Below are 18780 nucleotides of genomic sequence, written 5' to 3'. Positions count from 1 at the left end.
TATGAATAGAGTCGTATAATAATACATATTTCATAGGAACGGAATGGAGGAAGGTCTGTGAGCAGCAAGTTAAAAGTGGCAATTGTCGGTTCCACCGGGTATGGCGGTGTGGAGCTGATTCGTTTTCTGGTTCATCATCCGCAAGTAGAGATTGTATCTGTTATTTCTTCATCCAGCGCGGGTGTCCCAATCAGTGACGGGTTTCCACATCTGACGGACATTGTGGTGCAGGATTTGGACGGTGTCGAAGTCCACGAAATTGCTGCCAAGGCCGATCTGGTTTTCACTGCTACGCCATCGGGCGTTAGTACTAAGTTAGTGCCGCAGCTTCTTAATGCCGGACTGAAGGTCATTGACCTTTCCGGGGACTTCAGGCTTCGAAGCGGGGAAACGTATGAAGCATGGTATAAAAAGCCTGCGGCTTCACCCGAGTATCTCAAGCAAGCAGTATACGGACTCAGTGAGGTGTATACAGAAAAGCTGGCGGGCGTTTCTTTTATTTCTAATCCAGGCTGTTATCCGACCGCAACATTGCTGGGCATTATTCCTGCGCTGAAAGCGGATTGGATTGACCATCGGTCGCTGATTGTAGATGCCAAATCCGGGGTATCCGGCTCAGGTAGGGGCACAAGCCTCGTTTCGCATTATGCGGAAATGAACGAGAATTTTAAGGCTTATAAGGTGAATAAGCACCAGCACATCCCTGAGATCGAACAGGTACTGGGTGATATTAAGGGCGAGGACGTTACGATTACGTTTACGACACAGCTTGTTCCCATGACCCGAGGAATTATGAGTACAATTTATGTCACGCTGAAGGGTGACCATACAAATCAGGATCTTATCGGGTTATACCGGGATTATTATAAAGGGCATCCTTTTGTCCGTGTACGTGGCGAAGGTATATGGCCAGCAACGAAGGAAGTATTGGGTTCGAATTACTGCGACATCGGTTTTGCAGCAGATGCTCGAACCGGGCGCCTTACGATTATTTCCGTCATTGATAATGTTGTGAAGGGTGCCGCCGGACAGGCGATTCAGAATTTAAATTTGATGATGGGATGGGAGGAGAACCTCGGGCTGGGCTTCATACCGGTATATCCGTAAGTAGCAAGTAACCGCAACATGGATACGGAAACGTCAGCGAGCGGAATTTCGAATACAGGCAGCTGTCATTCATCGAATATGTTGCGAACGAGGGCACATAATTATGGGCAAAGTAGAGTTTACAGTAGTAAACGGAGGCAACATCGTAACTCCGCGTGGCTTTACAGCCGGGGGATTACACTGCGGACTGAAAAATTCGAACCGCAACGATATGGGCGCGATTCGTTGCGAGGTAGAAGCGACAGCTGCTGCGGTGTACACCACCAATGTGTTTCAGGCTGCACCGCTGAAGGTGACCCGCGAGAGCTTGGCAGATGGCCGATTGCAGGCAGTAGTGGTGAACAGCGGGAACGCCAACGCCTGCACGGGACAACAAGGAGAGCAGGATGCCTACGCTATGCGTTCGGCTGCGGCTCATGAACTGGGTGTTGCTGAGAGCAATGTAGCCGTCGCCTCGACGGGCGTGATCGGCGAGCATTTGAAAATGGATTGTGTACTTGGCGGTATATCCTCCTTACCTGACCGTATGAACGGGGCAAACGATGGAGCAGAGCAATTTACGCAAGCCATTCTGACAACGGATTTAGTTAAAAAGGAAGCGTGTGTGGCGGTTGAAGTGGACGGTGTGACCGTACACATCGCTGGGGCGGCCAAGGGCTCGGGCATGATACATCCGAATATGGCAACAATGCTCGCTTTTATGACCTGTGATGCAGCGATCGGACAGACGGCGCTTCATCAACTATTAAAGCAGGCAACGGATACCAGCTTTAATATGATTACGGTGGATGGGGATACGAGCACGAACGATATGCTAATCGCCATGGCGAGCGGACTGGCTGGCAATCGTGAGCTGAACGTTGGGCATCCCGATTGGGACGCTTTTGCCGAGGCGTTCACCTATATCTGCCGAGAGCTGGCGAAGGCAATTGCTCGCGATGGAGAGGGTGCTACGAGGCTAGTAGAGGTGTCTGTAAGCGGAGCGGTAAGCGATGCGTCCGCTCAAGCGATAGCTAAGACGGTGGTTGGGTCCAGTCTGGTCAAGTCAGCCGTCTTCGGAGCAGATGCGAATTGGGGACGGATTATTGCGGCCGTAGGGCGTGCTGGAGAGCCCGTTAATCCAGATACGGTAGATATTCGCTTGGGTGATATTGTTGTGCTAAGCCAATCGAGTCCGGTCGCTTTTGACGAAGAAGAGGCGCTAGCCTATTTGAGGGGAGATACGGTGCAAATTATTGTTGATTTGCATCACGGGAACGGAACGGCTACAGCATGGGGCTGTGACTTAACCTATGATTATGTGCGGATAAACGCTGCTTATCGGACATAGAGACCAGAATAAAATACGGATTGAATAAGGATTGTAGATAATAGAAGCAACGAGCGGATAGAAGTCCAGTATCATTTGAAAATTGCACGGATATGCAGAGAAGAAAAGGAGAGATGATATGCAATCGGCAGTGGAACACGCGGATCAAGCGAATCATGCGGGAGTGGCACGTCGTAATTTTGTGATGAAATGCGGAGGAAGTACGCTGGCTGCGTTACCTGATTCCTTTTTTGAAGATTTGGCGCGTTTGCAGTCGGAAGGTCTTCAACCTGTCATTGTACATGGCGGTGGCCCTGCGATTTCCGACAACTTGGCGAAGCTGGGGATCGAAACAGAGTTTATTCATGGATTACGCAAAACGACCGAACCTGTGCTGGATGTCGTGGAAATGGTACTGGCAGGCAGCATTAACAAGCAGATTGTACGTAGAATAGGGATGCATGGGGGCCGAGCGTTGGGGTTGTCGGGCAGTGATGGCTATTTAATCGAAGCCAAGCCTGTGTCGAACGCCGCTGAGGTCGGTTGGGTCGGAGAGGTAACATCCGTTCAAGCCTCGATTATTACAGGTGTACTGGATATGGACTATATGCCTGTTATTGCACCCATCGGGATTGATCGATCTGGTCAGCGTTACAACATTAATGCGGATACAGCGGCGGGTGCGGTAGCCTCTCATCTGGGGGTCAGTCGGATGATCGTCGTTACAGATGTACCAGGCATATTGAAGAAGTATGGCGGAGAAAAGAAAGTGCTGGACTCTATCACCGTACAGGAGATTGAGGATATGATCAGCACAGGTGAAATATATGGTGGTATGATCCCGAAAGTGAGAGCGGCTATTGCCTGTATCCACGGCAAAGTGAAGGAAGTCGTCATTGTGAACGGTAGCGAACCGCAGGTACTAAGCCGTGTGCTGGGCGGAGAATCGATTGGAACACGCATCGTGCGTATGCAGTAATTACAATATATAGCTCGACCTATATAACCAAACGATAAAGGAGCGTGAACATAATGAGTAAGGAACCGAATACGCTGGTGAGCGAGGAAATGCCAAGTACGGATGGAAGCGGAGTGCAAATGGAAAAGGTTTCGGCAAAAGCACAGACAGAAAGCTCCCTTTTTCCAACCTACGCAAGATACCCGCTTACACTGGTGAAAGGACAAGGGAGCTGGCTGTGGGACGATCAGGGCAAGCGTTATCTGGATTTCATGTCAGGCATTGCCGTTACCAATCTCGGCCATGCGCCTCAAGCAGTAGCTGAACGATTGAAAAAACAGATCGATGAATTGTGGCATGTATCCAATCTGTTTCATATTCCGGGGCAAGAACGGGCTGCTGCCTTGCTGACAGCAAATAGCAGCGCAGATGCCGTGTTTTTCTGCAACAGCGGGGCCGAAGCGAACGAAGCTGCAATTAAGCTGGCGCGTCGTTACCACCAGAAGGTAAAGCAGACCGGTCGCTACGAAATCATTACGTTCACGCAATCCTTTCACGGACGGACGCTGGCAACCTTGACCGCTACGGGTCAGGACAAAGTAAAAGAGGGTTTTTTACCGCTTCCTGCTGGGTTCAAAAGTGTTCCGCTTCATGATCAGACGGCGCTTGAAGCAGCCATTAGTGAGCACACGGCGGCAATTATGCTGGAAATGGTGCAGGCTGAAGGCGGTATGTATCCGGTAGACCCTGCTTTCGTAGACGTGATTACAAAGCTGTGCCGTGAGCATGGTTTGCTGCTGATCATTGACGAGGTGCAAACAGGTATGGGACGGACGGGCAAACTGTTTTCCTTTGAGCATTATGGCATAGAGCCGGATATCTTTACATTGGCGAAAGGACTGGGCAGTGGTTTCTCTGTGGGTGCGATGCTAGGCAAAGGATATTTGCGTGAAGCGTTCACAGCGGGCAGTCATGGTTCTACCTTTGGAGGTACGCCACTTGCTATGGCAGCGGTTCAAGCTACTATTGAAACGATTATTGATGACAAGCTACCAGAACGTGCAGCTGAGATGGGAGATTACCTTTTCCATAGTCTGCAAAAGCAGCTTGGAGATAGCCCTTTTGTAAAGGATATCCGTGGAAAAGGTCTGATGGTTGGTATTGAGTGTGCGGAACCGGTAGCGGAGCTTGTTTTGGCAGGACAGAAGAAGGGCATTCTGTTCATTACAGCAGGACCAAACGTGATTCGTCTGTTGCCTAACTTGTATGTAACGAAAGACGAAATAGATCAGGCTGTAACCTTGATTGCTGAATTGTTTCGGGAGCATGTGGCTTAGTGTAAAGGCCAAATTATCATAGACTAGAGTGTAAAAGGAGACGATAGCATGAGCCAGAGCGGCGCACTGCAGCAGATGAATTTGAAAGGACGGGACTTCCTGGAGCTGGACGATTACTCTCCAGAGGAAATCCAGTATTTAATTGATCTCGCCATTGAAATTAAGCGTAAGCACAAAAACGGGGAAACTTATCAGCCGCTAAAAGGGAAAACGCTCGGACTGATTTTCGAAAAATCCTCTACACGTACACGGGTATCTTTCGAAGTCGGTATGTATCAATTGGGCGGGCATGCCCTTTTCCTCAGCAAAAATGACATTCAACTGGGACGCGGCGAACCGATTAGCGACATGGCTCAAGTCATGTCACGTTATCTGGATGGCATTATGATTCGTACCTTTGGACACGATAATGTGGTAGAGTTGGCACGTTATGCGTCCGTTCCTGTGATTAATGGATTGAGTGATTTGGCGCATCCATGCCAAGTACTAGCCGATTATCAAACCTTGTATGAGCAAAAGGGTAAGCTAAAAGGGCTCAAATTGGCTTACATCGGAGACGGTAACAATATGGCTCATTCCCTCTTAATTGGGGGAGCAAAGCTTGGAGTGCATGTGTCCATTGCAAGCCCAGTTGGATACGAGCCGGACCCGAGTGTGGTCGCAGCTTCCCGTGAAATTGCCAAACAGACAGGGAGTGAGATCGTTATAACCCAGAGTCCGCAGGAAGCAGTGCAAGATGCGGATGCGATCTACACAGATGTGTGGGCGAGCATGGGGTTTGAGGAAGAGCAGAAGGAGCGGGAGCTTGCTTTTGCCGACTTTCAGGTGAATGAGGAGCTGGTCAAGCTGGCGAAGCCGGATTATTTATTCCTGCATTGTCTCCCTGCGCATCGTGGGGAAGAAGTAAGCGCAGGCGTAATCGATGGTCCGAATTCGGTCATCTTTGATGAAGCAGAGAATCGTCTGCATGCGCAAAAAGCACTGTTAGTTGCTTTAATGGCATAAGATTTAAGATTGATAGGTATTGATAGGTAAAGAAGATAAAGGCTAGAAGCATTCGGGGAGGACTTCAACAATGGCAAAAGAAAAAATCGTACTCGCATATTCCGGCGGTCTGGATACGTCGGTCATTCTGAAATGGCTCAAAGAAACTTATGATGCTGAAATCATCGCATTCACCGCAGATATCGGTCAAAAGGAAGAACTGGACGGTTTGGAGGAAAAAGCACTCGCTACAGGGGCTTCCAAAGTGTACATTGATGATCTGCGTGATGAATTCGCCAAGGATTTTATCTATCCGATGTTTCAGGCGGGTGCTTTATATGAAGGACAATATTTGCTCGGAACGAGTATTGCACGTCCATTGATCGCTAAGCGGATGGTCGATATTGCGATTGCCGAGGGAGCAACAGCCATTGCTCACGGGGCAACAGGCAAAGGTAACGATCAGGTACGCTTCGAGCTGAACGCGGCGGCGTTGACGCCGGATATCAAGGTGATCGCACCTTGGCGGCTGGAAGAGTTCCGCAATCAGTTCCCGGGCCGTGCAGAAATGATTGCCTATGCGGAAAAACACGACATTCCGGTAACTGCTTCTGCAGCCAAGCCATACTCCATGGACCGTAATCTGCTGCATATCAGCTATGAAAGCGGCGTGCTGGAGGACCCTTGGTTTGATCCAAGTGCTCCTGAAAATAAAGGAATGTTCTTGCTCAGCAACGCGCCTGAGGACGCTCTTGATGAAGCAGAATATTTGGAGTTGGAATTTGAAGCAGGTAACTGTGTCGCTTTGAACGGAGAACAGCTAAGTCCATTGCAAGTGATGGAAAAACTGAATGAGCTCGGCGGCAAGCATGGTATCGGACGTGTGGATATGGTAGAGAACCGTTTTGTCGGCATGAAAAGTCGGGGAGTCTATGAGACTCCGGGCGGTACGATCCTGTTCACAGCTCACCGCAAAATGGAATCCATCACGATGGATCGCGAGGTTATGAATCTGCGTGATAGTCTGATTACCCGTTATGCTACCTTGGTTTATAACGGTTTCTGGTTCGCACCGGAACGTGTCGCTTTGCAGGCCCTGGTTCATGAGAGTCAGAAAAATGTCAGTGGTACCGTGCGTGTGAAGCTGTACAAAGGCAACGTTATCGGTGCAGGCGTTAAAAGCCCGGTTAGCTTGTACAACCCGGACATTGCAACCATGGAAGCCGACCCGACACAAGCCTACGATCAAGGCGATGCAACAGGCTTTATCCGCTTGAATGCTCTGCGTTTGAAGGTCAACGCGGGCGTAACACAAAATCATAAATAATAATGTAACCTAAAAAAATGTACGGAATGCGGGCCGTTCTTGTCCAAACGACGAGGGCGGCTTGTATTGCAGAGAGGGGATCATGCAATGAGTAAGCTATGGGGCGGACGCTTTACGAAGCAAACGAATAAGCTGGTAGAGGAATATACGGCTTCTATCGGGTTTGATCAGGCATTGGCGGAAGAAGATATTCAAGGCAGTTTGGCTCATGTGGCCATGCTGGGGAAATGCGGAATTATTCCGCAGGAGGATGCAGACACGATCAAGGAAGGACTGCACACGGTCCTGGAGCGTATCCGCCGTGGGGAAATTGAATTTTCCGTTTCGGATGAGGATATTCACATGAATATCGAAAAAAATTTAATCGAGGCCATTGGTCCGGTCGGAGGTAAGTTGCACACTGGGCGCAGTCGTAACGATCAGGTAGCAACGGATATGCACTTGTATTTGCGAGGACGTGTGGTATCGCTGGTGGGTATGCTGCATGACGTACAAGCTGCATTAATCGGCCAGGCAAAGGATAATCTGAACACGATTGTACCTGGATATACACACTTGCAGCGTGCGCAGCCTATTTTATTTGCACATCATCTGCTGGCGTATGTGTCTATGCTGGAGCGTGATATTGACCGACTCAAAGACAGCTATAAGCGGATTAACGTGTTGCCGCTCGGTGCTGGCGCTTTGGCCGGGACCACTTTTCCGATCGACCGTCACTTTGTAGCCGAGCAGCTGGGATTTGATGGTGTATATGAAAATAGCCTTGATGCCGTCAGCGACCGAGATTTTATCGTAGAGTTCCTGGCTGGCGCCTCGCTGATTATGACGCATTTGTCTCGTCTGAGCGAAGAATTGGTGCTATGGAGCAGCACGGAGTTTGGTTTTGTCGAGCTGGATGATGCTTTTTGCACAGGCAGCAGCATTATGCCACAGAAGAAAAACCCGGACGTACCGGAGCTGGTACGTGGTAAAACCGGACGTGTCTATGGAAACCTCGTCGGCTTGTTGACTGTATTGAAATCCTTGCCGCTGGCATACAACAAGGATATGCAGGAGGACAAGGAAGGGATGTTCGATACCGTTGCCACGCTGGAAGGAGCCTTGCAACTGTTCGCACCGATGATCGCCACGATGAAGGTGAACAAGGATCGTATGCGTCAAGCGGTCAATCAGGATTTTTCCAACGCAACGGATATTGCGGACTTCCTGGTCGGCAAAGGGCTTCCATTCCGTCAGGCGCATGAGGTCATTGGCAAAACCGTACTGTATTGCATCCAGCATGGAAAATACTTGCTTGATCTGACACTGGACGAATTCCAGCAGTTTTCGGATCTGTTTGACGAATGTATCTATGAGGTACTTCAACCAGAAGCGGTAGTGAATGCACGGAATGTATATGGTGGAACCGCTACCGGGCAGGTACAGGCAGCTATTGGGCGCAGTGAACAGCTCCTGGCGAATACATCAACATGGTTTGAAGGGCACAAGCCGAAAAATTAATCAGTAAAGAAAGATATTATTCTCTTGCATAGCAGCGGGATGCTGTGTAAAATCAAATTTTAAGGAATTAGCAATCTAAGTTTCAAAGGCACCGTTCGCGGTGTCTTTTGTGTTTTTTGGGGCATTAATTCATAGTTCCAAATACCTATTAATACACTGGTGTGAAAGTTTCTAGAATTTACATTTTTGTATACTACACCTATGATGATTATGGTAGAATAGCACTAAGTTTTTCATCGAATTACCAATTCAATAGGACAAGAACTATATTCAATAAATAAATGTCAAGTTACTAGGGGCTCTTTTGATCAGGCGAATTTCATAAATGTGTAAATGAAGGGCTTGAATGAGAACATAGGTATGTCCTGGTTTTTTAGGAGAACGATAAGTAAAAGCTCTAAAGTAGCGACGTAGCTGAAGGCAGAGTCGGGATGATCCAGGGAGGTATTATGAGAACTAAAAGGACAGCGCGTCAGTTAAAGAGCGCTTGGATCGGTTATCGCGCTTCTGAAGCCGATCAACTGATATCTTCATTGCATGAGGAACGGGTGCAAGCGGAGGAGTTACTGCGTGAGGAGCGGGAACTTTTCCACGCGGCGCTGGAACGGAAAAAGCAGCGGGATGCGGAGTTAAAGCAGCTGCTTGCGGATGCGCTTGCGGAAGAGCGGCGCTGGATTGAAAGGGCGGGAATTCATGGGCGACAAGCTTAGGTGGCAGGTTGGAGGAGTTTCAATTCGCCAAACCAAGAGAAGAATAAAAGAAGAGCGTCAGCGAATCGAACAACTGCAACAACAGCTAGAGGCTCAGCGGTCAGAGCAGGCCCCGGTGCTGTACAAGCTTGATTTTCATATCGAAGAGTTGGAACGGCGACTTCAGGATACAGAACTTCGTATCCAGGCGATACAGAACGCCAATGATACAGCAGCAGCTGTGGAACAATTGCTGGATGAAGGGTTACAGGATGGACAAGTGCAGGAGGCTCAAGTCCAATATGCATCTGGGCAGGAACAGGTAGCGGCAGGAACCGCTGTGGGCGCTGCTTCCAGTATCTCTAGTACGGAAGGCGAAGAGGCCGCAAGAGGAACGCAGAGCGGACGAAACGGCAAGGCCCGTCTGGGGGATCAACTGGTGGAGAACGGGATGATCACCCGCGATCAGCTGACAGATGCCATCCGCAACCAGAAGCGCTACGGTGGCAGGCTGGGCGATATTCTTGTAGAAATGGGCTTCATTACGGCTGAGCAGCTCCAGGAACAGGTTGACGGCGACGAGTCCAAGGAGCGCTTAGGCGATATGCTGGTTCGTTCCGGTTATATATTACCGGAACAACTGGAGCGCGCACTGGAGTTCCAGGCGAAGAGCGGCGGACTACTGGGAGACATCTTGCTGTCATTGCAAATGCTGGAACCTGCCGATCTGTACCGCGCGATTGCTACACAAAACCGAATCGGGCGTATTGGTGAGGAGCTCGCGCTGGATGCGGCGTACAAACTACCCGAGCAAGTGGCAATGGCTTATGGCGTGGTCGTCATCCATCAATATATGAACCGTTATATTGTGGCGGTCAGCGATCCACTGCCAGAAGAGCGACGCTTGAAGCTGGAGGAAATTTTGGGTATGCCGGTAGAGCAGGTGCTTGCTACGAAGGAAGAGATGGAGCAGCTCTGGGGTAAAATCTACGGTGAAGAAATGATGCAGGAGAGCACGACCGGGCTATTGGAAAAAGAACCACACAATTCAGCACGGACGACCTTTACAAAGGGACAGCTCTGGGTGTTCGCGGCCATGGGTATGATTACACTGCTCGGTCTCCTCTGGAACAGTTGGAAAACGGTGTTGATCATCAATATGATGATTCAGCTGTTTTATTTTGCCATGACGCTATTTAAATTTGGCATCATTTATCTCGGTTCCCGGCGTGGGGCGCAGCTTCGTTTTACGAAGGAAGAGGTTGACGCCATGGATGAAAAGAAACTGCCGATCTATACCATTCTTGTACCTATGTATAAGGAAGCGGGCGTGCTTCCGATGTTATTGCGGAATTTGGAGCAACTGGATTATCCAAAGTCCAAGCTGGATGTGCGGCTGCTGATTGAAGAGGACGACATAGAGACGATTGAGCTACTTCGGGAAATGAAGCTACCGGCCTATTACACGACACTAGTCGTTCCAGACGGTTTGCCGAAAACCAAGCCGAAGGCATGTAATTACGGACTTATTCGGGCACGTGGCGAGTTTGTCGTGATTTACGATGCTGAGGATCGTCCCGACGCTGATCAGCTTAAAAAGGTCATTGCAGCGTTCGATTCACTCCCTGAGCATTATGCGTGTATTCAGGCGAAGCTCAACTATTTTAATAGTACACAAAATCTGCTGACCCGCTGGTTCACTCAAGAATACAGTATGTGGTTCGAGTTACTGCTACCGGGTATTATGCAGTTAGATACCCCAATTCCGTTAGGCGGCACATCCAATCATTTTCGGGTATCTGTATTAAAAGATATTAATGCGTGGGACCCCTACAATGTAACCGAGGATGCCGATCTGGGCATACGTCTGTATAAAGGCGGCTACAAAACGGCTATTGTCGATTCCCGCACATGGGAGGAAGCTAACAGCCGCGTGGGCAACTGGATTCGTCAGCGGTCACGCTGGATCAAGGGGTATATGCAGACATGGCTGGTTCATATGCGCAATCCGGTTAAGCTGGTGCGCGAAGTGGGCTGGAAAGGCTTTTTCGGCTTTCAGGTGATGATTCTGGCAACTCCGATGTTGCCGTTGCTGAATCCGATTTTTTGGGGGTTGCTTATTTTATGGTTTGGCTGGGAGTTGTCCTTTATTCCCAAGCTATTCCCGGGTTATGTGTATTACCTGGCCAGCGCGGAGTTTTATATCGGTAACTTTCTGTTCGTATTCAGTAATGTGGCCGGAATGTATTGGGTCATCGGGGAACTGGAAGAGCGCGGTGAACGAACATTTTCATACGCGATGGTCAAATACGGGCTACTCTCGCCGTTATATTGGGTACTTATGAGTATAGCTGCGGTGAAAGCCGCTTGGCAGCTCATTACCAAGCCGTTCTATTGGGAGAAGACCACGCATGGTCTGACCGATATGCACGACTTGGATGATACCCCGGCACAGTCCTCCTGAATATGAAGAAAGAAGGAGCAAGAATGGAGACAAAAACACCTTTTTTATCCGTCGTCATTCCCATGTACAATGAAAGCTCGCATCTCGAGCGTTCACTTAAGGTAATTGATGGGGTATTGTCTGTTGTCACCTCACGCTATGAGCTCATCATAGTAGATGATGGTTCCAAAGACGATACGTGGCTTAAGCTGTCCGAATTGTCCCGTCGTATGCCCTCTTTGCTCGCGCTCCGGCTGAGTCGGAATTTCGGTAAGGAGCTGGCGTTGTGCGCAGGTCTGGAAAATGCCTCTGGCGATGCGATTATTGTCATGGACGGTGATTTGCAGCATCCTCCTGAAATGATTGGAGAAATGGTACGTTTATGGCAAAATGAAGGTTATGATTTGGTCGAATGTGTGAAAGAATTTCGGGGAGAAGAGTCGGTGGGCAAAAAGCTCGGTGCTTCATTGTTCTACGCGACCCTGAACCGCTTGACAGGCTTTAATCTCAAGGATGCTTCCGATTATAAGCTACTGGATCGACGAGTGGTGGATGCCTGGATGGCGATGCCAGAGCGGATGCCGTTTTTCCGCGGGATGACAGCCTGGCTAGGTTTCCGTAAAACCCAGATCTCATTCCGGGTGGCTCCACGCGAAGAGGGGCCAAGCCGCTGGAGTCCGTTAGGGCTGATTCGACTGGCAGCAGAAGCGATCGTTTCATTCTCGACAGTACCGTTGCGGGTAGTAAGTCTGATGGGCCTCATTTTTATGCTGATTTCAGTCGTATTGGGGATTCAGACCTTAATGCGCAAATTAACGGGTGACGCTGTGACCGGTTTTACCACTGTGATTTTGCTGCTCTTGATTATTGGCAGTGTACTCATGCTGTCGATTGGAGTGGTAGGAGAATATATTGCCGCCATATATCACGAAGTCAAAGCTAGGCCTCGCTATCTGATAGCAGATAAACGGGCGAATGCTGACCGATTGTGGGTGGACAGGGAGTTTAATCAACATGATCAGACGTTCATATCTAAAGTATCCAATCATTAAATACGGTATTGTGGGGTTGCTGGGTACAGGTATCCATGTGGGTGTGCTTGTGCTGCTGGTGGAGTTGTTTACGGTACCAGCAGTAATGGCTACTACAATCGGATTCGTGGTTACATTGCTCGTTTCGTATGTGCTGAACCGAAACTGGACGTTCGAGCCTACCGGCGAGGGAAGCCGCACCCAGTTTCTTAAATATTTATTGGTCTGTACCTGTGGCTTGCTCTTAAATGCCGCTCTGATGTACGTGACCATTCACTGGATCGGTTGGTCGTATCTGATCGGTGAAGTACTAACTACCATCATCGTGCCTGTTCATAATTATTTCTGGAACCGCTACTGGATCTTCTCCGTTCCGCAACAGCGTCAGAAAGAGGTTTCATGATTTTAAGAAAACACGGAAAATTTCTATCATTGTTTGCTTGTATTACTGCTCTTGAACTGGCCGTGGGTGTGTATTTTGCATGGCACCTTGGTTATATGCATACCGATGCGCTCAGTCGAGTGGCTAACGCATTTTATGTGCTATACAGTCGTGACCCACACTTGGGTGCTATCGGGTTTGTATGGAATCCCCTGCCCAGTTTGATGGAACTGATTGTGCTGTTGTTTTATCCTTTATTTCCAGTACTCGCTTCCCACGGGCTGGCGGCAGTGATTGTGAGCAGCCTGTTTGCAGGGGCGAGCGCGGCATTATTGTATGCGACGGGCAAACAGTTGGGGCTTCACGGTGCAACCAGCTTGCTGATTGCGCTATTATTTTCACTGAATCCATTTATGTTTCTGTTTGGCTTCAACGGCTTAAGTGACTCGCCATATATCTTTTTCATCCTGTTGACAGTGAGTCGATTTTGTATGTGGTTGAAGGATCGCAAGGCGGCGAATTTGATCGTATCCGGTTTTGCGCTTGCACTGGCTTTTTGGGTACGCTATGAAGCGGTTCCGCTTGGCGTTGCGATGGCTTTGGGTGTATTGCTGACGATCTTTTTTCTGCATAGGTGGCGTACAAACAGAGAGATGGTTAGAACGGAATTGTCTTTAAAAGAGCGCCTGTACAAGGTGGAAGCGACATGGCTTCTATTGTTGTTGCCACTTGTTTTTTCCGGTCTGCTGTGGCTCTTTTTTAACTGGATTATCATGGGCGATCCGCTTTACTTTTTACGCTCGCAATATTCCAATTCCACACAATCAGCGGCTTTGTTAGAGGATCAACGCTTTGTGGCCATGTTTGCCCACCCTGTGCTGATGCTAAAGTTTATCGGGCAACGAACCTTATGGTATGCTGCTCCGTTGATTGCCATTTTGCTCATACGTTTGTTGGACAAACGTCTGTTGAGTTGGAGCACGCTTACGCTATTAGCAATCTTTTTATCGGTGCCTGGACTTCAGCTTTTGCTGATGCTCAAGCACTCTTCTTTTGGGTGGTTCCGATATTTTATGTATGTGTTCCCGATTACGGTTGCCTGGTTGCCGTATGAGCTAAGTTTATTGAAGGGGAAAATGAGGGGGATCGGAATCTCTCTGGTAACAGCAGGAATGTTGGTAACAGCAGGCTTGTTATCCTACGCACTGACGAACCCCGCGATTGCAGCAGATGAACACAGCTATTTGACGCATAGTGGTAATGAAAGCTACGAACGTCAAATTATTGAGCGGAAAATAGCGCCGTGGCTGGATGAGCATTATGGTTCATCTCTCATTTTGACAGATTCTTATGCCGCCTATCCGATCATTTTGAGCAGCAAAATCCCGAAGAAGTTTATGATTACGAGTGATTTTGATTTTGGGGAATCTTTAATGGATCTGCCTGCTTCCAAGGTGGATTATGTCTTGGTCACGCGCTTGGTGGATGGGGTACCGCTGGATCAGGTAAATCGGAACTATCCTGATTTGTTCGAAAAGGGAGCGTCGTGGGCCTCACTGGTACATGACTTTGACGGGCAGTGGCGACTGTACAAAATAAAGCATGAAGAATCGAAATAATTATTATATTTTAGTGCATCGTAGCGGAGGGAAGAATACAGCTGTAGGGTGTGAGTGGGCTACAGCTGTATCGCCGCAAGAAGTTTGAGGGGGAACGAGAGGAATGTCCTTTCGCAAATGGTCTGCAAGCAGATGGATGGCTATAGGTCTGTTTGTATTTATACTTGCATTGGAGCTGTCTGCGGGCATCTATTTTAGCTATGTTCTGGGATATATGCACACAGATGCACTCAGTCGCGTAGCTAATGCATTTTATGTGTTGTACAGCCGCGACCCGCATCTGGGCGCAATCGGATTTATCTGGAATCCACTACCCAGTCTTCTGGAAATGGTGATTCTACTGCTGTATCCAATCTTTCCGGCATTAGCCACCTATGGATTGGCTGCTGTCATTCTTAGTGCTACCTTTTCCGCTTTGACCGCTATGCTGCTGTATCGGGCGGGGGTCAGAACAGGGCTTAGCTCAGGTATGAGCATCTTGCTGGCACTGTTGTATGCACTGAATCCGTTTATTTTACTGTTTGGTGCCAATGGGCTGAGCGATTCGCTATACATATATTTCATTATGATGACGGTGATTGAGTTTGCATTGTGGCTCAAGGATCGCATGACGGCAAGCCTGATTGTTTCTGGATTAGCGCTTGCCATGGCGTTCTGGACTCGTTATGAAGCGGTTCCTCTGGGCGTGGCAATGGCGGGTGGAGTGGTATTGGCGATCCTGTTTCTACATCGAAACATGGGCAGACGTGAGCTGGCCTTGCGAGAAAAACTGCACAAGGTCGAGGCAACTTGGTTACTGCTTCTGCTCCCGGTGGTCTTTTCCGGGCTGTTGTGGATTTTCTTCAACTATCTCATTATGGGGAATGCTTTTTACTTCCTGAATTCGGAGTATTCGAACACAGCTCAATCGGCAGAGCTGCTGAATGATGATAAGTTTGTAGAGATTTTCTCCAATCCGCTGGTGGCCTTGAAATTTATTGCTTCCAAAACACTCTGGTATTCGGTACCGTTGTTTGCTATTCTGTTCATTCGTCTGTTGAGTGGGCGCTTGTTCCGATGGGGAACACTGATTATTTTGCTGCTGTTCCTGTCAGTGCCGGGGTTGCAATTTTTACTCATGATGAAGCAATCTTCGTATGGGTGGTTTCGTTATTTTATGTACGTGTTCCCAATTACTGTAGCTTGGTTGCCCTATGAGCTGAGCCAGCTTCAGGGACGATGGCGGAGGGCAGCCTTTGGCCTGGTATCCGTCAGTCTGCTGCTTACCGCTGGATTACTTTCCTATGCGTTGACTCGCCCGGATATTGCACCGGATGAGAACAGCTTTCTCACACGAACGGGTAATGTGAACTATGTGAGACAGGAGTCAGATCGTAAGATTGCCGTCTGGTTGGATGAGCATCTGCCGAAGTCTACCATTATGACCGATTCGGCTTCAGCCTACACCATGATTGTCTACAGCCAATATCCCAAACGCTTCCTGATCACCAGTGATTATTCGTTCAATAAGGCATTAAGTTATCCGCAGGATAACCATGTGGATTATATCCTTGTACCTAAGATCATGTCAGGCATGCCACTGAGTAAAATCAATATGGTATATCCAAATTTATATGAAAAAGGCGCTCCATGGGTCCAGCTTGAACGTGAGTTTAACGGTGAGTGGCGCTTGTACAAGGTGCTACCCAAGTCACTAACTAAAGCCTCTCCCTCGACGGAGACCACGACAAATCCGTAATGTGCAAAAAAATCCCCGAGCCTATCCCTTCGCCATGGTGCGATGAGGGAAGCTGCGGGGATTTTTTTAAACTGTTTAGTGCTCTTTGAGTGGTAGCCACGCCAGTACATCCTGAATTTTCGCGTCCCAGTATCCCCATTCATGAGCCCCAGGACCTTCTTCGTAGGTCAGCGGAACTCCGGTAGTATTACATGTTTCACGGAAAGTCTGATTTCCCTTATATAGGAAATCCTCCGTGCCGCAGCATTGGTAAAGCCGGGGAAGCGAGGTCCCCAAGGCAGCATGACGTTGTAACAGTTCCAGCAAGTCGTGATCCGTTCCACGTATTTCATCTGGACCAAAAATGTTAAGCCATTCCGCTGGACTCATCGCATTTTGCATAGGATCGGTGCGTGATGCGTGTAAATCCATGACTCCCGAAAGGCTCGCAGCGGCTGCAAAACGCTCTGGATGCTGTAGTGCCAGTTTGAAAGCACCATATCCACCCATAGAAAGCCCGGCTACAAAATTGTCTTCACGCTTGTCGGACAGAGGAAAGAATGAACGTGCCAAAGACGGCAATTCTTCACTGATAAAGGTCCAATAAGCCGCTCCTTGCTCCATATTCGTATAGAAACTTCGATGTACCTGGGGCATGACGACAGCTAGGCCCAATGAGGCGACATAGCGTTCAATGGAGGTTCGACGCAACCAGGTTGAATCATCGTCCGACAGGCCATGCAGCAAATATAATGTCGGATGTGGCCCGGTTCCTTGCTTGCCCTCCAGTCCGATTTGCGAACGGGTTGCCTGAGGAAGAATAACATTCATGGATGTGCTCAGACCTAGAACTTCCGAATAAAACTGACATTGAATAAGAGCCATAAGAAGACCTCTTTCCTAGGGTTTTGTGACCTCATTGCGGTGTTCCAGCATATGACCGATTATTCATTCAGTATACCTTAGCCTGTCTAAATATACATATCCAAGCGAATGACTAGGTATTAAGTCCCGTTTCTTATTTATCCTACATTAGGTGGGGGTATGGTTATATGGGACGATTTTTTTAATTTGGGGGTTATTTGGGTTTGATTTCTGGTAAAGTGTTTAAAAAAGAATGATGAATCCAATCAGAGGAGGAATTTATAGCATGGGAAAAAAGTTAAGAAACACAGTTACAGGTGTATTGAGTACAGGTCTTATTCTTAGCGCATTCAGCGCAGCGGCAGCTGCTCCCCAAACTACAAGTGGACATTGGGCGGGAGACCAGGTGCAACGCTGGTCAGCCACAGGGCAATTGGACGGGGCGGTAAAACCAGATGCGGCGATCACACGTGCCGAATTTATTGTTCTTTTGAATCGCAGCTTGGGAACGTTCACACAGGAAACTCCAGCAGTGACAGATGTAACATATGCGGGTGGTGTGAAAGTAAACGGTAATGGAAGCAGAACGTTCACAGATGTTCCAGCTTCGCACTGGGCATACAACGAGCTGACAAGTGCCGTGAATGCAGGCTACATAAGCGGCTATGCAGATAACAAGCTCAAACCAAATGGTAAGGTAACACGTCAAGAGGCTGCGGCTATCGTAGGCAAAGCTATTGGACTGACTGCGGGTAACGCAGCAGATGTTACTAAATTCATTGACTCCGACAAAATTGGGTCTTGGGCGAAGAAAAGTGTAGCGGCAGCTGCGGAGCAAAAAATCATCAACGGTTATCCGGATGGTAAATTCCAGCCACTGAAGTCGCTGACTCGTGCAGAGGCGATTGCTATTCTGGACGCTGCTTCCGGTTACAACCTGAGCTCTGTCGATAATCTGACGACGACTCCTGGTGGAACGGTGACGGACTCCACATACAGCAACGTGACAGATTCCACTTATGGTAACACGTCAACTACTTCTGGCAGCGAAACAGGAGATAGCAGCACAAGTACCAGCACAGATAGCACGACTACGGACAACTCTACAACAATAGATACCAACACAGATACAGACACAACTACGGATACGACTACAGATAGCACTACAGACACAGCTACTACTGACGCAGTTGCAACTACGGAAGCTCTGAAAGTCAACAATGTGTATGATGGAGAAGGTACAATTACGGGGACAGCTAAAGCAGGTTCCACAGTAACCGCCTATTCCAACGAACTGCCTATCGGTAGTGCAGTAGCCAAAAATGATGGTACATTTAGTATCAGTGTGCTTACTCAAAAAGCAACGGTTAGGCTGGTAATCAAAGCTAAAGATGCAGATGGTAACGAAAGTGAGCCTGTAGAAATTTCTGTTTTGGGTAAACGCAGCGAGTAATTTATAGCTAAAATCCCCCTTTCACTCTGTCTGGAACAAGTCCAGCCGACAGTGGAAGGG

General features: G+C 48.6%; 15 protein-coding genes. 14 read left to right on the top strand and 1 reads right to left on the bottom strand.

Annotation, left to right across the window (positions count from 1 at the left end):
- Positions 1 to 57 precede the first annotated feature (57 nt).
- The 13 genes from argC to NLX78_RS11675 all read left to right on the top strand — a co-directional run bounded on the left by argC (position 58) and on the right by NLX78_RS11675 (position 16424).
- The gene (gene argC / locus NLX78_RS11735) at positions 58 to 1107 is read left to right on the top strand and encodes an N-acetyl-gamma-glutamyl-phosphate reductase (protein ID WP_254350484.1); all 1050 of its coding nucleotides are present in this window, start codon (positions 58 to 60) and stop codon (positions 1105 to 1107) included.
- A gap of 103 nt (positions 1108 to 1210) precedes the next feature.
- Positions 1211 to 2437 carry a bifunctional glutamate N-acetyltransferase/amino-acid acetyltransferase ArgJ gene (gene argJ, locus NLX78_RS11730; protein ID WP_254350483.1) on the top strand — a complete coding sequence of 409 codons (1227 nt, stop codon included), beginning with the start codon at positions 1211 to 1213 and terminating at the stop codon, positions 2435 to 2437.
- 118 nt (positions 2438 to 2555) lie between these two features.
- Entirely contained in the window at positions 2556 to 3395 is an 840-nt protein-coding gene (gene argB / locus NLX78_RS11725; protein WP_061829941.1) for an acetylglutamate kinase, read from the top strand.
- A gap of 53 nt (positions 3396 to 3448) precedes the next feature.
- Positions 3449 to 4711: an acetylornithine transaminase gene (locus tag NLX78_RS11720; RefSeq protein ID WP_254350482.1), complete on the top strand. Its 1263-nt coding sequence runs from the start codon at positions 3449 to 3451 to the stop codon at positions 4709 to 4711.
- A gap of 48 nt (positions 4712 to 4759) precedes the next feature.
- Complete coding sequence (gene argF, locus NLX78_RS11715) at positions 4760 to 5716, top strand: ornithine carbamoyltransferase (protein ID WP_103047454.1); 957 nt, start codon at positions 4760 to 4762, stop codon at positions 5714 to 5716.
- A 70-nt stretch (positions 5717 to 5786) separates the two neighbouring features.
- Positions 5787 to 7022 carry an argininosuccinate synthase gene (locus NLX78_RS11710; protein WP_254350481.1) on the top strand — a complete coding sequence of 412 codons (1236 nt, stop codon included), beginning with the start codon at positions 5787 to 5789 and terminating at the stop codon, positions 7020 to 7022.
- Between the two features lie 87 nt (positions 7023 to 7109).
- Positions 7110 to 8522, top strand: a complete 1413-nt coding sequence (gene argH / locus NLX78_RS11705) for an argininosuccinate lyase (protein ID WP_254350480.1) — start codon at positions 7110 to 7112, stop codon at positions 8520 to 8522.
- Positions 8523 to 8971: 449 nt separating this feature from the next.
- Entirely contained in the window at positions 8972 to 9232 is a 261-nt protein-coding gene (locus NLX78_RS11700) for a hypothetical protein (RefSeq protein WP_061829972.1), read from the top strand.
- A complete protein-coding gene (locus NLX78_RS11695) occupies positions 9216 to 11675 on the top strand; it encodes a cyclic di-GMP-binding domain-containing protein, MshE-related (RefSeq protein ID WP_254350579.1) in 2460 nt (819 codons plus the stop codon). The genes NLX78_RS11700 and NLX78_RS11695 overlap by 17 nt, the downstream gene beginning before the upstream one ends.
- A 23-nt stretch (positions 11676 to 11698) precedes the next feature.
- Positions 11699 to 12706, top strand: a complete 1008-nt coding sequence (locus tag NLX78_RS11690) for a glycosyltransferase family 2 protein (protein WP_025721702.1) — start codon at positions 11699 to 11701, stop codon at positions 12704 to 12706.
- The gene (locus tag NLX78_RS11685; RefSeq protein ID WP_029514556.1) at positions 12669 to 13088 is read left to right on the top strand and encodes a GtrA family protein; all 420 of its coding nucleotides are present in this window, start codon (positions 12669 to 12671) and stop codon (positions 13086 to 13088) included. Before NLX78_RS11690 ends, NLX78_RS11685 begins: the two co-directional genes overlap by 38 nt.
- Complete coding sequence (locus NLX78_RS11680; protein ID WP_254350479.1) at positions 13085 to 14686, top strand: ArnT family glycosyltransferase; 1602 nt, start codon at positions 13085 to 13087, stop codon at positions 14684 to 14686. Before NLX78_RS11685 ends, NLX78_RS11680 begins: the two co-directional genes overlap by 4 nt.
- Before the next feature lie 103 nt (positions 14687 to 14789).
- A complete protein-coding gene (locus NLX78_RS11675) occupies positions 14790 to 16424 on the top strand; it encodes a glycosyltransferase family 39 protein (RefSeq protein ID WP_250260293.1) in 1635 nt (544 codons plus the stop codon).
- A 75-nt stretch (positions 16425 to 16499) separates the two neighbouring features.
- Here NLX78_RS11675 and NLX78_RS11670 read toward each other — a convergent pair whose 3' ends face one another.
- Positions 16500 to 17288: an alpha/beta hydrolase gene (locus NLX78_RS11670; protein ID WP_250266788.1), complete on the bottom strand. Its 789-nt coding sequence runs from the start codon at positions 17286 to 17288 to the stop codon at positions 16500 to 16502.
- 265 nt (positions 17289 to 17553) lie between these two features.
- Here NLX78_RS11670 and NLX78_RS11665 point away from each other — a divergent pair, with 265 nt between their 5' ends.
- Positions 17554 to 18720: an S-layer homology domain-containing protein gene (locus NLX78_RS11665; protein ID WP_254350478.1), complete on the top strand. Its 1167-nt coding sequence runs from the start codon at positions 17554 to 17556 to the stop codon at positions 18718 to 18720.
- Positions 18721 to 18780 lie beyond the last annotated feature (60 nt).

The organism is Paenibacillus sp. Lou8.1 (genome assembly GCF_024213565.1).
GTDB classification, from domain to species: Bacteria; Bacillota; Bacilli; order Paenibacillales; family Paenibacillaceae; genus Paenibacillus; species Paenibacillus polymyxa_B.
Note: the sequence above shows the minus strand (reverse complement) of the source record. Positions and strands in the feature narration are given on the sequence as shown.